The sequence below is a fragment of the Vibrio sp. 10N.247.311.47 genome, from assembly GCF_041467535.1.
GTDB lineage: Bacteria > Pseudomonadota > Gammaproteobacteria > Enterobacterales > Vibrionaceae > Vibrio > Vibrio crassostreae_C.
On record NZ_JBFSUR010000002.1, the window covers coordinates 217756 to 233054 of the forward strand.

The window sequence follows — 15299 nt, forward strand, 5'->3', positions numbered from 1 at the left end:
TATACAATTTACTTGATTATCTATTTGTTTGTTTTATAAAGAGTTGATGGAATTTTGATGAGTTTAATGGTGTGAATGCGTTTTTAACGATGTATACAAAAATTGTAGGATTTTAAGGAAGCGAGTACATCGGTGTTATTCAGTTTTATAGCCTCATTCAGGCAAGTAATAACAAGGCGAACAGGGGAAGTCGTGGTGATTTTCTAACGATGGAAGAGGGCTTTACGCATAAAAAAGAGAAGTAAACGCTGAGGCTTACTTCTCTCTTGTTTGTTAACGAAAAGTTGTTAACAAAAGGTTGGGCTATCTAGTTAGCAGAACTATGATTTGCTCTTAAGCAGATCTGAGAACACGACATGCAGATCACTAGAAGCTGTGCTGCTGTCTAGGTTGAGCTTCGAACGAATATGGCTTAGGTGTTCTTGCATCAACTCTACGGCTTGTTGTTCATTGCCTGACTCTATCGCATCCAGTAAGCCTGAGTGTTCGTCTAGAGAACAGTTCGAGTGGTTGCCCGTTTCGTACTGAGCGATCAGCAGTGAAGTTTGCGATACCAAGCTGCGTTGGAAAGCCAGCAGTGGCGCGTTCTCTGCCATTTCAGCCAATTTGATGTGGAACTCACCAGACAAACGTAGGCCAGAGCCGTAATCGCCTTGGTCGAAAGCACTGTTCTCTTTCGCGACCAATTTTCTGCACTCTTCGATTTGAGCTTTGGTCGCGTTTTTAACGGCTAGCTCGGTGATAGCAATTTCCATTACTTCACGTGCTTTAAATATCTGTTTGGCTTCGTCTACTGTTGGAGCCGCAATCACAGCTCCTCGGTTAGGGCGGATCACCACAACTTGCTCCAAAGAGAGTCGTAGTAAGGCACGACGGATAATAGTACGGCTAACGCCAAAGATTTCTGCGAGGGCTTCTTCGCTTAATTTGGTGGCTGGTGGCAGCCTTTGTTCTAGTATCGCGTCGAAGATATGGCAGTAAACAACATCGTCTTGAGTCTGGCCTGATACTTTTGTATTTATACCTTTGGAGACAGAGTTTTTGAGAGCTGTCATAGAGATAAGGGCCCTTGTTTAGTCGAGTAGGGTGGGTTGAGCATGATTCGTGAGTGTTACCTTACATTGTATACACTTATCTATACAATGCCACTGGCTGAAAGTGCGATGTACGCTTATTTGTTAACGACTTATAACATTCAGCTTCGTACAAATCGGTGCAATATTGAACTATGTACTTTTTAAAAAGTGAGTTTTGGTTTAAAGCTTAGTGCGCATCTGGTCGAAGCTAAGTGTGTATGTAATTAAAGCTAAATGCGCGTTCTGTTTAAAGCTATACTCGATTATCGCCGCAACTGTATGCCACGATCTGACTGATTTCGCTCAGGCTACGACCTGACTGTTGCTGCCATTCGTTGAAGGCTTTACTCGCTGCCAGTTGTGCTCGCTTGGTGTTACGACCGCTATCAACCACGTCTGTGCTGCGTAGGTGTGCTTCAACATCTGATGACAAGATGAAGGTATCTTTACCCATTTGGCGCAGAGTGTAGGCTCCAGTATTACCACCTAATCGCTTGCCGTGTTTTTTCAGGTAATCCCACAGCTCGGTGATACGTTCTGATGGCCAGTCGGCAACCATTTGCGAGAAGGAATCCGCTTCACGCTTGGCATTGTGGATCATCATGGCGTTGGCAGGGATGGTCATTACCTTGGTGAGGTGGCGAATAATGCGCGGGTCTTGCGCTTTCTGTTCCCACATCTCATTCGGCAGCATCAGCATCTTTTCAATATCGAACTCAAAGAATACTTCTTCAAATTGTGGCCACTTCTTTCTCACCACATTCCACGAAATACCACACTGGAAGACCTTTTCGGTAAAAGCGGCCAGCCAACGGTCATCAGTGATTTGTGATAACTCGGCTTGTGAAAGGGGCGCACGGACAATCTTTTCGAGTTCGGCCGCTCCGCCTTTACGGTGAGCCGCACGTTGATAAATGGTGTCGAATTTTTCTTGGGTCATTGAAGGTTCCAAACTAAAGCGATTCTTTATGATATGGGGACTAATTTCTATATGAAAAGGAGCTTAAGCTTCTGTCGCCAATTGAACAAGAAAACCGCGCATGTAGTCGGTTCGCTTGTTGGCTTCTAATTTGGCGGATTCTGTATTCATGGTTTCAGCGAGCTTGAACAGTTTCACGTAGAAATGGTCGACACTGTAATGCTTGTCATCCAAATCACGCTGCTTGGCGAACGGGTCTTCGTGGTTATAGAGTTCGGCATCGAAGCTTTGACCAACGTATAGGCAACGAGCAATACCAATTGCACCGAGAGAATCTAGGCGATCAGCATCTTGGACGATTTGAGCTTCCAAGGTTTCTGGTGTGATGTTAGCGCTGTAACTATGCGTGACAATCGCATGATGGATCTCATCAAGATAGGACGCAGGGTATTCGATAGATTTGAGGAAAGAGATCGCCTTATCTGCTGCCATTGTTGAGCTTTGGGCCCTGTCTGGGTGGTTCTTAGGAAAGGTGAAGCAATCATGAAGATAAGCAGCAGGTAACACGACTTCAAGCTTAGCTTGTTCTTGATCGCACAAAGCTTTTGCGGTTTTGACGACACGCTTAATATGGCTGATGTCGTGTGCTGCATCTTGTGTCATTTCTTGCTGTGCAAACTCAAGCAGTTGGTCTTCAAACTTTTCCTTCACGCGTCTCTGTCTCCGTTAATGATGTTGCTTATTATCTAGCATTTATTCACATCGACTGTAACAGTTTCAAGCGCGAGTTTTTATCTTTTATAAAAAGTATATCAACAAAAAAACCGACTCTGTGAGTCGGCTTAATATTGGTCTTTATTTGTTGTATTGGCTTTTAAGCTGCGGCTTGTTGCAGCTGCGCCAATACATGATGCAGCGATGGGCTGATCGTGTGGCCAAGCGCTTTTACTTCTTCGCAAGGCTCAACCAAATCTGGAATTTGGAAGCTGATCATGTTCGCTGCCATAGAAGCGCGAATTCCGTTGTTCGAATCTTCGAACGCTAGGCAGGTTTCAGGCGCAACACCTAGGCGTTCAGCCGCCAGCAAGTAAATCTCTGGGTGAGGCTTGCCGTGAGTCACTTCGCAGCCTGTGCTTAATGAAGTGAAGTACGAATCTAGGCCAGCCAGCTCAAGCTTCTTCTTTGCGATATCAAGCTGAGTGGAGGTCGCCACCGCGATTGGAATGTCGTTTGATTTCAGCCACTCAAGAAGCTCAATCACGCCGTCTTTTACTGGGATTGCTTGGTTTTTAACAATTGCACTGTAGCGCGTGCGCCATTCATTATTCAGCGCTGGGTAATCTAACCCTTCACCGTAACCATTTCGAAAAATCTGTTCGATGGTTTTTGCGTTACAACCAATGATGCCTAGGTAGACATCTTGCAAAAACGGAACACCTTGCGCGTGACATGCTTCTTCAAAAACCTGCATACAAAGTCGCTCGGTGTCGAGCAGTAGCCCATCCATATCAAAAATAGCAGCTTGAAAATTCATATCCGTGGTTCTTAATGTGTTGTCATCGTGAGGGCGGGTATTTTGACATAGTGTCTAGTGATAGGCGAGTCAACGTTCAGTAAGAATATATCCAATCGGCTCGGCAATATGCTTCTGCATGACTTTAAATGTGATTGGTTGTGGTTGAAATAATATCGTTCAGTTATGAGCCTTGTGTTTTATAGGCCATCCAGATCTAACAGAAACAATTATGACTGTTATACATAACAAATCTAGCTTGTGCGTCTGGCTTATTATTACATTTCATAAACTTACAGGTCTGTTTACGTGACCATAATCTTATAAAAAACAATTACCGGGAGCCTGCAATCATAGTGTGACCAAGCAATAAGTAAATGGCTGAGCTTAGGGAGAAAATAACATTAGTCCACATTTTTAGCAGGGTTGCTTATGTTGTATTTTGAGTTTCTATTTTTATTAGTCGTCCTTTATATCGGATCTCGGTATGGCGGTATTGGCTTAGGTGTTGTTTCTGGTATTGGTTTGGTTATCGAGGTGTTTGTCTTCAAGATGCCACCAACGTCTCCACCTGTCACCGTGATGCTGATCATCCTCGCCGTTGTTACTTGTGCTTCGATTCTCGAAGCGGCAGGTGGTTTGAAATACATGCTGCAAGTGGCGGAAAGGGTACTGAGAAAGAACCCGAAACGCGTTACCTTGATAGCACCGTTCGTGACTTACTCGATGACTTTCCTATTGGGTACTGGCCACGCGGTTTACTCAATTATGCCAATCATCGGCGATGTTGCGTTGAAGAATGGTATTCGTCCTGAGCGCCCGATGGCGGCTGCGTCTGTTGCGTCTCAACTGGCTATCACTGCATCACCAATTTCTGCTGCTGTGGTCTATTACCTCGCGCAACTTTCTGATATCCAACACTCTATTACTCTGCTTTCTATTTTGATGGTGACGGTTCCTGCAACGCTGTTTGGTACGTTTTTACTTTCTTTGTACAGCTTGAAACGCGGCAAAGAACTGAACGACGATCCTGAATATCAAGCTCGTCTAAAGGATCCAGAGTGGAAAAAGCGTATCGAAAGCACCACAGCGACGTCTTTGGATGAAGTGTTGCCAACTTCGGCTCGTAATGCGGTATTGATTTTCCTACTTTCAATTGTCGTGATTGTTATCGTGGCGATGGTGCCTGAGATCAGAACCATCGTTGACGGCGACAAGCCAATCAAGATGTCGGTGATCATCCAAATGATGATGCTCTGCTTCGGCGGTATCATTTTGCTGGCGACTAAAACTGACCCGCGAGATGTGCCAAACGGTGTGGTATTCAAATCGGGAATGGTGGCGGCGATTGCGATCTTCGGTATCGCTTGGATGTCGGATACCTACTTCCAATACGCAATGCCTCAGTTCAAGTCTGGCATCGTGGAAATGGTGACTAACTACCCATGGACGTTCGCACTAGCGCTATTCATCGTATCGGTTGTGGTGAACTCTCAAGCAGCAACTGCACGTATGATGCTACCGGTTGGCCTTGGCTTAGGATTAGATCCAGCACTGCTTATCGGCTTGATGCCAGCGGTTTACGGCTACTTCTTCATCCCGAACTACCCATCAGATATCGCAACAGTAAACTTCGATGTTTCTGGCACCACCAAGATTGGTAAGTGGTACTTCAACCACTCATTCATGTCGGTGGGTTTAATCGGTGTCGTGGGCGCATGTTGTTTAGGCTACGCTCTGGCACAGATTTTTATCGCTTAATTGTCGCTTAATCGACTAGCGAGATAAGAAACGAGAAACAGCGCCTATTGAGGCGCTGTTTTTGTTTCTTACGCTTGAAAAGGTATGTGAATTAAGTAAAAGGCAATTTAGATCAAAATATTAGCTAATATTATTAGTTGCAAGTGGGGTAGTGGTGATATAACGCTATTTTTGTGAGACGAAGAGGCACTAATGATTACTAACTTTGAGCAATTAGAGCAAGATATGGCATCCACTCCATCGTTTGATGGTCAGTTAGCTAAACTGGTCCACCTCAAGAACAGCAATGGAATGAGTGTATCCTTCATGGATATTGGAGCTACTTGGCTGAGTTGTTCTATGCCAGTGAATGAAGTAGCTCGAGAGGTGTTACTTCGCTCACCCAATATGGCTGAACATATGGAGCAGAGCTCTTATTTTGGTGCGATTGTTGGACGTTTTGCAAACCGTATCGCTAAAGGCCAATTCGAACTTGAAGGGAAGCGCTACCAACTCGGGGTTAATAATGGTGAAAACTCATTACATGGTGGAGTAGAGGGCTTTGATAAAAAGCGTTGGAGCATTGTTGAACAAAGTGCACAAAAGGTAGTGTTTACTCTTCATATCAAAGATGGTGATCAAGGGTATCCGGGTAATCTTGGTGTCAAAGTTACCTATTCTCTAACGGATGACAACCAAGTATCTATTTCTTATGAAGCCAATACTGATAAGACTTGCCCCGTTAACTTAACCAATCATGCTTACTTTAATTTGGCTGGTGAGGCTTCTGGTTCGAAAAGCTTGGATCATGTATTGCAGTTGAGTTCAGGCCATTATTTACCAACAGATCAAGGCTTAATACCAACGGGAGAAATAAAGGCGGTTGAGGATACGAGTTTTGATTTTTCAAACGCAAAGCTCATTGGGCGGGATTTTCTGACTGAGTCGGACCAGAAAATGGCTGGTGGTTATGATCATGCTTTTGTGTTTCAGCCTGAAGTGACCGATGGAGAGTCGGTTGCAGCGGTTCTGGTTGCACCTGCAAAAGAAGTCGTGATGAAGGTAAAAACGACGAAGCCTGCTATTCAGTTTTATTCGGGTAACTTTCTAGCAGGGACGCCTGGTAAGAGTAAAAATTATGAGTTGTACGATGGTCTTTGCTTAGAAACCCAATATTTTCCAGATGGTCCTAATAAGCCAGAATGGGGACCTAACCGCGGGCTCCTGAAGTCTGGAGAGCTTTATCAACATCAGACGGTTTATCAGTTTAAGTTTTAGGCCCTAACTATTGGTGGGCTATGTGCCCACCTTATCCGATGGTGTTGAGGATGTACGAATAATCAATTCTCCTTCCACTTTTCGTCTACTGGATAACAAAGGCTGAGCCTCAATTTGCGCCATTAAGGACTCAATCGCTAGCTTGCCCATATCTGAGTAAGGTAATTCAACGGATGTTAACGCAGGAAAACTTTCCGATGCGATTTGTTGGTTATCGTAGCCAACGATCGCGACATCTTGAGGGATCTTAAGCCCTAGTTCAGCCAGTGCTTGATAGCACCCCATCGCCATGTAATCACTGCCACAAAAGATAGCTTCTGGTGGTTGAGCTAACTTAAACAAAGCTAATGTCTGCTGATGTGCTTCTTTTAATGACCAGTTGGCCTCTGCTAAGTAATTGCTGTTCGGGACAATATCGGCATCAATTAGTGCCTGACGGTAGCCTTCACTGCGTTGTTGGCTCGCAAGCATCCAGTTTTCGCCTGTGAGCATAGCAATACGACAATAGCCTTGTTGGATAAGGTGAGAGACCGCTTTGTAAGCACCGATCATATCGGCAGGTAAAATGCTTGGTGCATCGCTATTGCTTTCGTTTGTGCAGTTTAGGAGCACGGTTGGCAGAGGCGTATTGACCCGTTGTTGTTCAAGTTCACGAGTCATGCTCGATGCGTACACCAAGCCTGCATAATCTCCGCTGTTGATTTCCACTTCAATTTTGCTCGCTAGCACTTCATCGTGGCTGTAATTGAAGATCACTAAAATAAAGTCGTTCGCCCAAGCCTCTTCACGCGCTGAGTTTATAGCATCAATAAAAGGGTCATAACTCGATAACCCGTTGACAACCAGTGCTATTTTATTAGGTCGACCCAGCGCATGAGCGACTTTCTTATTTTTGTAGCCAAGTGATTCGGCGGTATCGAGCACTTTACTTTTTGTGGTGTCTGCAATTTTTACAGACGTTGAACCATTAAGTACCAGTGATACCGTTGATTGAGACACACCTGCCGCTGCAGCAATGTCACTCATAGTGATTTTTTTAGCCATCGTAAATTTCAACTCAACTTAGTTAGCTAAAGATATTAGCTAATTATCAGCTTTCGATCACCTGTTAAAGATGGGGATCACAAAAAGTTGTCCGAGCAGTTTGATAGTTGTGATTGCTCACTCGTTTTTAATCTTAGATAGTAGCGATAAAAATGCAGCTCATTATATTAGCTAATATTATTAGTTAATAATTTAGTTTCAAGGTGAGTAAGATGAAAAGATGGTCTGAAGACAAAGCGTGGCAATGGCAACAACAACATGGATGGTTACGTGGATTTAATTACTTACCAAGGACGGCTGTAAACTGGAACGAAATGTGGCAAGCAGACTCATTTTCACCAGAAATAATGGAACAAGAGTTGGCTTGGGCGAGAGAGGTTGGCTACAACACGCTGCGTACCAATTTGCCTTTCATTGTGTGGCAAGTCGACCGCCAAGGACTGCATGAGCGCATTGATCATTTCTTAGATATTTGTGAACGAAACCAGATTAAGGTAATGATGACCCCAATGGATGATTGTGGATTCTCCGGTGACCATCCGTATCTAGGTCAACAAAAAGCCCCCGTCCCTGACCTGCATAATAGCCAAGCTGCGGCCAGCCCAGGTCGTAATGTTGTTATGGATAAGTCACAGTGGGGTGACGTTGAAACTTACATCCGTGACATTATCTCGACTTATAAAAACGACCCGCGTATTGCGATTTGGGATCTGTACAACGAGCCTACCAACCGTATGATTTTTACCACCAATGGTGAGCTAGCTTACGATGAAGAAATGGAGACGTTCAGCCACGAGTTGATGGAAAAAGCGTTTGAGTGGGCGCGCGATGTGAACCCGACTCAGCCCCTAACGGTGGGTGCATGGCATTGCCCTAGTATTCTCGACCGTAGTTTGCCTATTTTTGAGCATCCAACCGATCGCCGAGCGATGGAGCTATCGGACATTATCACTTTCCATGCTTATCTTCCGTTGGATTTGTTCCATGAAGCGCTGAAAGTTGTGCAAGCGCACAATCGCCCGATGATGTGTACCGAGTGGTTAGCACGTCATGCACAATCTTCCTTACATGAACAGCTGCCAATTTTTAAAGATAAGAATATTGGCTGCTATCAATGGGGATTAGTGAAAGGTAAAACACAAACGCACCTTCCTTGGCCTGAAATTAAACGCAATGACGTTAACTATGCCAGTCAGTGGTTCCACGATCTGCTTGATGAGCAAGGACAGCCATATGATGCAAGCGAAGTACAGTTGATTCAAACACTCGCAGAGGTGGAATAACTGTCATTTAGCCGGCCTAGAGAAAAAGGTCGGCTTCTAAACTAGAATTAAATCAATCGAGACGTGAACAATGACTACTATAAAAAATAGATTGAACAATAGAGAGCTGATTTCTTATTTCGGTTATGGCGTGGGCCAATGCTTTAGTTTTGGCTTGGTTGGCTCGTTCATCTTGTACTTCTACACCGATATTCTCGGTATTTCGCCGATTGCTGCGAGTACCATATTTCTTATTGCACGAGTGTGGGATGCTGTTAATGATCCGTTGATTGCTGGCTATATGGATACGTTAGAATCTCGCTTCGGTAAGTTCCGTCCCTACATGTTGTTTACTCCGTTTTTGATTGTATTGGTGACCATCGCTGCCTTCTATAATATCGATGCGGACATGTCGACTAAAGTGATGTATGCGGGTATCACTTATATTCTGTGGGGTACCCTTTACACCATCTCTGACGTGCCATTTTGGTCAATGTCGTCGGTGATGACTGATGAGCCTCAAGAGCGTGCCAAAGCAGCAACGTGTGCCATGTTAGGTGTTAATGCTGGTATTGGCGCAACGCTAGTTATTTTTCCTAAATTAAGCGCATTTTTTGCTGATGGTCGTGCTGATCAAGGTTACTTACCTGCTGTTATCGTATTGATGGTGGCAGGTCTGCTGTTTATGCTGAACGGTTTCTACAATACCAAAGAGCGTATTTCGACGGCGAGCTGTGAAAAAGTAACACTGAAAGATACTTTTCAAGCGGTACGTAAAAACAAGCCATTATTCTTCATCTTGGCTGCATTCTTTATGAATGTGTTCTTCAATCTAGTTAATGGTTTATACATTTTCTTTTTCACCTACAACATGGGCGATGCAGGTTTAGTTTCATTGATTGGTACTATCACTTTAGTCAGTGCTATCGCGTGTTTAGCGACGCCAATCCTAACTAAACGTTTCAAGAAGAGAGATATCTTTATTGCGCTATGTGTGTTGGAAATTATCGCACGTGTTGGTTTTTATCTAACAGGTTATGACAACACAACGGTGGTGATGATGTGGCTGGCAGTAGTAACGGGGCTCTTTATGATGACTAACCCGCTTATTTCAGCGATGATTGCAGATACCGTTGAATACTCTTACTACCATAGTGGTAAGCGTACAGCAGCGATAACTTTCTCTGGCCAAACATTTACAGGTAAATTATCCGTTGCGGTAGCCGGTGGTTTAACAGGTCTGATCCTGACAACTATTGGTTATGTTCCAAATGCGGACCAAACAGAAACAGCATTGAATGGCATGTTCTTTTGTATTGCTTTACTGCCGGCTTTAGGGGCTTTGGTACGTATATTTATTATGTCTCGTTATACCTTTACTGAAGACCAGCATGCAATTTTACGCGAAAAACTTGAGCGTGGTGAGTTTGCTGAAGGGGTTGTTGATAAGTCAGGAATTACGCACAAAGCGACGTCTTAGTTGTTGAGGTTATTACCACTCATTGCATCCTAGAAAACAGCGCCTAAATTGGCGCTGTTTTGTTTTAACAGGTTTCGTTTATTAGCTTTCAGGAGAGCTATTAACGTGGCTCAAAAGCCAGCGACTGAATTGCTTCTTCAATCGTTAGGAAGTGGATCTTCATCAGGCACACTTCAGCTTTTTGAAACTCGTGGTTTCGAATCAGCTTGGTCACGCTTTCTACTGAATATTGCTCAGGCCGTTTCGCTAGAGACAGTTGATTTGATATCGATTGAAGTGCGTAGCTGTTACCCTCTGAATCAATGAGGTAATCATCTTCACCCAGGATCATGTCTGAGCATTCTGCCTGAAAATCGTTCTCGGATGCGACGTAAATAAGCTCATCATCACCGTCGAGTTTTACCAAAGATGGCCAACTGATCATTACTGCCCTTTCTATGTGCTGCTTACTGCTTTTAATAGTGGTGACGACAAGCAATTATATAAAAGTTATCGTCATCTGCTTTATACACTAATCGATTCTTGTCATCGATTCGTCTTGACCAAAAGCTAGACAGGTTGCCGACTAGTGGCTCCGGCTTTCCAATCCCTTCAAAGGGCGTTCTTTTGGCGGCTTCAATTAACTTATTTAGTTTCTTGAGCGTTTTCTTGTCTTGGGTTTGCCAGTATAGGTAATCTTCCCAAGCATTATCTGTAAATACAATCTTTCGATCATTCGTCATTATTCAATTCTCGAACGGTTGTATTTCCGGCTTCGAGTTGAGCAATAGATTCAGCCAATCTTTCAGCGTTTTTAGGCGAGCTCATTAGGTACAAGGTTTCTTGCATTGAATTAAAATGATCAAGAGACATTACCACGGCATCTTCTGAATCTCGTCTGGTTATTACCGTAACATCAGAATCGTCTACCACTCTATCGAGCACAGACTTAAGGCTATTTCTTGCCTCAGTAAAAGAAACAATATTCATCACTTATTTACCCTGTTGTTTTTGGATATGTTTAATCTTTCAATATACACAGAATAGTTAATCATTCATGAATTAACTATTGTACATGTTCCGCTTGTTGTACATGTTATCTCAGAGATTATACATGATCAACTTATGGTACATGTCACTCATTGTAAATCTGCAGAGTGTTACTGACTCAAAATGCTATTTACTTAAAGATCGGCCCAACGGCGCGAAGTAACCTTGCAGCGCTTGATAAATCTCTTTGCGATGCGTGAGGTCTGGATAGAGAGGGAACATATCCGGTTTGGTCGTGCCATCGACTAAGTAAGAATTCTCGATATCTGAGCAGGACTCAATCGTAGCTTCAAAGGCACGCGCCATCATTTCTGTGGGTAGTGAGAAGTAGCGGGTAGACGTCGCTTTGTCGGCAATAACACTGCGTGCAACGTAGTCGTGTTTATCTAGGTTGTTGTCGCTGAGTAGTGTGGCATCGAACACAGACATCAAACTCTCGTTTAATGGGTGAGGTCGCACCTTTCTATCGTGTAACCAACAGTCACTGGCGAACAAGATTTGCTTACGAGGGCCGGAGGTATCGCCAATCTCAAATGCTTTCTCTGCGATGTAGTGGTCAAATGCATGCCAGAACTCGTGGGCGAGCGCACCAGCTCCTGCATTCTTAGCAAGGGCTAACTCTCTTTGATTTGGTGCGTAGTGTGCTTGTACGCCTTTTCTTCCGCCACTTCCGAAAGCTAAGCCTAATGTGCCGCGAAGGCCAATTGCTTCTGGTGGCAAAGCCAGGATGTAAGCCAAGTCGGCTAACGAGTCGAATATCAGATTCGCGGCTAGCTCTTTCTCTTCTTTCGTTACCCAAGCGCCCACACGAATGCTGCCCATACCGAAGGTCTGTTTGATGTCCATGAATGACACCTGATCGCCATGTCGGTAGTCTGGGCCTTTGCGCGTTTTGTATTTAAAGTGGGTTAACTTCAAAGGGGTCCTTGGAGAAAGAGGTTAGGTGGAAATAAAGGTGTTCGGTGGAAATAAAGATGTTAGATGAGAATTAAGTGGAGCATTCTTATCGGATGCTGACCATTGAACTTTATTCTTTAAACCACACCGTTATGAATAGTATTTATGAACGAAAGTTAGCACCTTTGTGAGTAAATTACCGAACAAAATGAGTTAGATTGTGTTCGAAAGCTTCCCATGAGGTTGGGCTACCTTCGTGGGTCAGTGGAAACAGCGGCTTATTTGGCTTGGCATAGCTTAAACGATGTAGCCTCTGCGTGACATGATAGCTGTCTAGCCCAGAAATAGTGACTAAATCTAACGCTTCTAAATCTAGGTAGCCGTCCGGCATCACGGCACGTTTTGGCGCGTGAATTGTAACAACTTCACCAATCAACATTTGAGTTTGGTTACTTTCAATTGTGATTTGTTCTTTGAAAGCCAAGCCTATTTTCAGAGGACTTTCCAAGACAAACGGAGCAGGGAACACATCATCGTAATAGGACGTGAGACCGACCGCGTTAAACTCTGAGATTGATTTAGGATAACGAGCGGAAGTTTGATGGGCTTTTTGAACAAAGCCCGCACCGATGCTGTTGATGGTGAAATGTTTAGTTTCCAGGATGTTCTCTAATGTATGACGGCGACTTTCTGCAGGTCGGACGATGAAGCCAAACAAGGGGGGATTTGACCCTAGGTGAACCACAGAGCTCACCACAGCAAGATTTTCTAGCCCTTGTTTATCGCAAGTGCCAATAAGGTTGGCGCTTTTAAATCCAGATAGGGAGTTAACCAAACGAATGCGGTGGCGCGGGTCCATTGTTTGGATATCTTGTTTAGAAAGGGTCATGTCCTTCATATCTTCTCTTCTTCTCATTTATTGTTATCTTCGAGCATGCTCACTAACGGACTTATATGTACGAAGAATCCGCTTTTATCGATCAAAGAGCGCTTATTGGCCGTGGGCAGTTTGTCTCTTTTATCTCTGCTACAGCACAATGAACGAGATCCTTTGCATAGATTTACGCGCGTTGACGTCCCTTTACATCACAGGAGCTAAAGTAATGATGTCGTCTTTATGAGTGTTAAAAAATGAAAACAGTCCGCAATATCATTTGGGCAATGATTGCCACAATGTCAGCCTTTTGGTTTGCGATGGAACCGCAATTATTCGCTTCAAGCGATGTCTTTGAATGGCGCTCAGCCATGATTCAGTACTCAGGTATTTTGTCTCTGGTGTTAATGTCCATCACAATGATCTTGGCGATGCGTTTGCCTATGGTTGAGAATTGGCTGAAAGGTATGGATAAAGCATATCGAGTCCATAAATGGCTCGGTATCGGTGGTGTTGCACTGGGTGTGACACACTGGTTGTGGTACCAAATACCTAAGTCATTGGTGGTGTCTGGTGTGTTAGATAAGCCTGTTCGACACGATGGTTCAGGGCCGCAAGCTGTTTTGACTGGATGGGAGTTATGGGTCAATGAATTACGCGGTATTGCTCAGAGTATTGGCGAGTGGGGCTTCTACTTGTTGCTCATTTTACTGGTGGCGTCACTATGGGCGGCAGTGAAGTACAAACCGTTTAAATTGTCGCACCGTCTGATGTCGGTTGCGTACCTGTTTATCGCTTTCCACTCAGTAATCCTGCTTAAACGAGCGTATTGGGGAGAACCTATTTATTATCTAACTGTGGCATTTGCTTTGGCTGGGTCTATCGCAGCGATTTACAGTTTGTTGGGCTTGGTTGGGCGTCGTAATCGTCACTCAGCGACGATTATCTCGACTCGCTATTTTCCACAAGCTGAAGTGATGGAGCTGGTGTTAAAACCGGAGGCATCTTGGCAAGGTCACAAAGCTGGGCAGTTTGCGTACTTGCGTTTCGGTAATGAAGACCCGCATCCGTTTACCATTGTTTCTGGCAGTGATGATCCAGAGCTGCGCTTTTTGATCAAAGAGCTGGGTGATTTTACTAATGGCCTATATGAACGAGTGAAAGCGGGCGATGCGGTTACGGTTGAAGGACCCTATGGTCGACTTTATTTTGACCTAAGCAAGCCACAAATTTGGATTGCTGGTGGTGTCGGGATAGCGTCGTTTTTTGCAACACTTGAAGCGCTCAAAACAGAACGAGATCATCCTCGTATTCAACTGTTTTATTGTACTCGCGGTGTTGATAAGCAATTAATCGATGAGTTGTGGCACCTAGCACACGCGGTTGGTGTGAAGTTGACCGTGATAGATACCTTGCACTCACCGCGGCTAAACGCCGGAAGAATTGTCAATCAATGTGGCGACCTCAACGAGTACGAGATGTATTTCTGTGGGCCGGAGTTGTTCTCTACATCACTGAAAAAAGAATTAGACACCTATCAATTTGATATTGAAAAGCACTACCACGAAGAGCTGTTTGTGATGCGTTAAAGCCAACTATTGGAGCTGTGATTGTTAAATTAGTCAATCGGCACAGTGTAAAAAGGCGTAAAGTCACTCAATTTGTTATTGCAGCGGTTTGCTATTGAGCGATACCATATAGGGCTGTTTCTTTGGTAAAGATGTAATTATGTCAGATGAAAAACTCGCACTCGAATGGATGCGCCAACAAGCTCATAAAGTTGACCCATACGTTATCGATCCATCGTTTGATGAATGCGTTGAGTTGCTTGATCCTGCCTTCAAGAAAGGCAAGAGTGTTGCTCAACTCAAGTATCTGTTATCAGAAGCAGATCGCCGAGCGGGCGCGGCAGAACGTAAGCATGCGGCTTTAAAATACGCCAAAGAGAAAAGCCCAAATGCTGGTCAAATCTTGCGACTGCAAAGCAAGCTTCAACAAGTTCAGTTGGCTCTCAAGCTTGCCACTGGCGATAACAATATGACCATATCTCAGTTCTGTTCAGAGTATGACGTGACTAAGCGTGACGGCAATACGGCATGGAATGAAAAGTTGGTGGAGCAGGGGAAGAGAAAGTAGCGATCTCTATTTCTATTTTTTGATTTAGTCGTTTTTCTATTGAACTTTAAA

16 protein-coding genes are annotated in these 15299 nt (G+C 44.2%); 6 read left to right on the forward strand and 10 right to left on the reverse strand.

Annotated elements, in window-relative coordinates; all coding sequences use genetic code 11:
- Nucleotides 1-320 precede the first annotated feature (320 nt).
- The 4 genes from AB6E51_RS02545 to AB6E51_RS02560 form a co-directional block, all read right to left on the reverse strand.
- Entirely contained in the window at nucleotides 321-1055 is a 735-nt protein-coding gene (locus tag AB6E51_RS02545) for a GntR family transcriptional regulator (RefSeq protein ID WP_372057752.1), read from the reverse strand.
- Nucleotides 1056-1329: 274 nt separating this feature from the next.
- Nucleotides 1330-2016: a DNA-3-methyladenine glycosylase I gene (locus tag AB6E51_RS02550; protein ID WP_016766965.1), complete on the reverse strand. Its 687-nt coding sequence runs from the start codon at nucleotides 2014-2016 to the stop codon at nucleotides 1330-1332.
- A 63-nt stretch (nucleotides 2017-2079) separates the two neighbouring features.
- The gene (locus AB6E51_RS02555) at nucleotides 2080-2706 is read right to left on the reverse strand and encodes an HD domain-containing protein (RefSeq protein ID WP_372057753.1); all 627 of its coding nucleotides are present in this window, start codon (nucleotides 2704-2706) and stop codon (nucleotides 2080-2082) included.
- 163 nt (nucleotides 2707-2869) lie between these two features.
- The gene (locus AB6E51_RS02560; RefSeq protein ID WP_010432777.1) at nucleotides 2870-3529 is read right to left on the reverse strand and encodes an HAD family phosphatase; all 660 of its coding nucleotides are present in this window, start codon (nucleotides 3527-3529) and stop codon (nucleotides 2870-2872) included.
- 411 nt (nucleotides 3530-3940) lie between these two features.
- On the opposite strand from AB6E51_RS02560, the gene AB6E51_RS02565 reads away from it, so the two are divergent.
- Nucleotides 3941-5269 (forward strand): anaerobic C4-dicarboxylate transporter, encoded by a 1329-nt coding sequence (locus AB6E51_RS02565; RefSeq protein WP_010432780.1) that lies wholly within the window; start codon nucleotides 3941-3943, stop codon nucleotides 5267-5269.
- A 192-nt stretch (nucleotides 5270-5461) separates the two neighbouring features.
- Nucleotides 5462-6526, forward strand: a complete 1065-nt coding sequence (gene galM / locus AB6E51_RS02570) for a galactose-1-epimerase (protein ID WP_017064986.1) — start codon at nucleotides 5462-5464, stop codon at nucleotides 6524-6526.
- Nucleotides 6527-6544: 18 nt separating this feature from the next.
- On the opposite strand, the gene AB6E51_RS02575 is transcribed toward galM, so the two are convergent.
- Nucleotides 6545-7570, reverse strand: a complete 1026-nt coding sequence (locus tag AB6E51_RS02575) for a LacI family DNA-binding transcriptional regulator (protein ID WP_017064985.1) — start codon at nucleotides 7568-7570, stop codon at nucleotides 6545-6547.
- A gap of 212 nt (nucleotides 7571-7782) precedes the next feature.
- On the opposite strand from AB6E51_RS02575, the gene AB6E51_RS02580 reads away from it, so the two are divergent.
- Both AB6E51_RS02580 and AB6E51_RS02585 read left to right on the forward strand, forming a co-directional pair.
- Entirely contained in the window at nucleotides 7783-8853 is a 1071-nt protein-coding gene (locus AB6E51_RS02580; RefSeq protein WP_017064984.1) for a cellulase family glycosylhydrolase, read from the forward strand.
- A 70-nt stretch (nucleotides 8854-8923) separates the two neighbouring features.
- A complete protein-coding gene (locus AB6E51_RS02585; protein WP_017069083.1) occupies nucleotides 8924-10312 on the forward strand; it encodes an MFS transporter in 1389 nt (462 codons plus the stop codon).
- Nucleotides 10313-10412: 100 nt separating this feature from the next.
- On the opposite strand, the gene AB6E51_RS02590 is transcribed toward AB6E51_RS02585, so the two are convergent.
- The 5 genes from AB6E51_RS02590 to AB6E51_RS02610 form a co-directional block, all read right to left on the reverse strand.
- On the reverse strand, nucleotides 10413-10736 hold the full coding sequence (locus AB6E51_RS02590) for a DUF4144 domain-containing protein (RefSeq protein WP_017067464.1): 324 nt from the start codon (nucleotides 10734-10736) through the stop codon (nucleotides 10413-10415).
- A gap of 31 nt (nucleotides 10737-10767) precedes the next feature.
- Nucleotides 10768-11034, reverse strand: a complete 267-nt coding sequence (locus AB6E51_RS02595) for a Txe/YoeB family addiction module toxin (RefSeq protein ID WP_017061615.1) — start codon at nucleotides 11032-11034, stop codon at nucleotides 10768-10770.
- Entirely contained in the window at nucleotides 11024-11281 is a 258-nt protein-coding gene (locus tag AB6E51_RS02600) for a type II toxin-antitoxin system Phd/YefM family antitoxin (protein WP_017061616.1), read from the reverse strand. The genes AB6E51_RS02595 and AB6E51_RS02600 overlap by 11 nt, the downstream gene beginning before the upstream one ends.
- A 186-nt stretch (nucleotides 11282-11467) precedes the next feature.
- A complete protein-coding gene (locus AB6E51_RS02605) occupies nucleotides 11468-12259 on the reverse strand; it encodes a CLCA_X family protein (RefSeq protein ID WP_102445681.1) in 792 nt (263 codons plus the stop codon).
- 175 nt (nucleotides 12260-12434) lie between these two features.
- Nucleotides 12435-13136: a flavin reductase family protein gene (locus AB6E51_RS02610; protein WP_372057754.1), complete on the reverse strand. Its 702-nt coding sequence runs from the start codon at nucleotides 13134-13136 to the stop codon at nucleotides 12435-12437.
- 233 nt (nucleotides 13137-13369) lie between these two features.
- On the opposite strand from AB6E51_RS02610, the gene AB6E51_RS02615 reads away from it, so the two are divergent.
- Nucleotides 13370-14701 carry a ferric reductase-like transmembrane domain-containing protein gene (locus AB6E51_RS02615; protein WP_017064979.1) on the forward strand — a complete coding sequence of 444 codons (1332 nt, stop codon included), beginning with the start codon at nucleotides 13370-13372 and terminating at the stop codon, nucleotides 14699-14701.
- 139 nt (nucleotides 14702-14840) lie between these two features.
- A complete protein-coding gene (locus tag AB6E51_RS02620; protein ID WP_017061620.1) occupies nucleotides 14841-15248 on the forward strand; it encodes a hypothetical protein in 408 nt (135 codons plus the stop codon).
- The last annotated feature ends 51 nt before the right edge of the window (nucleotides 15249-15299 follow it).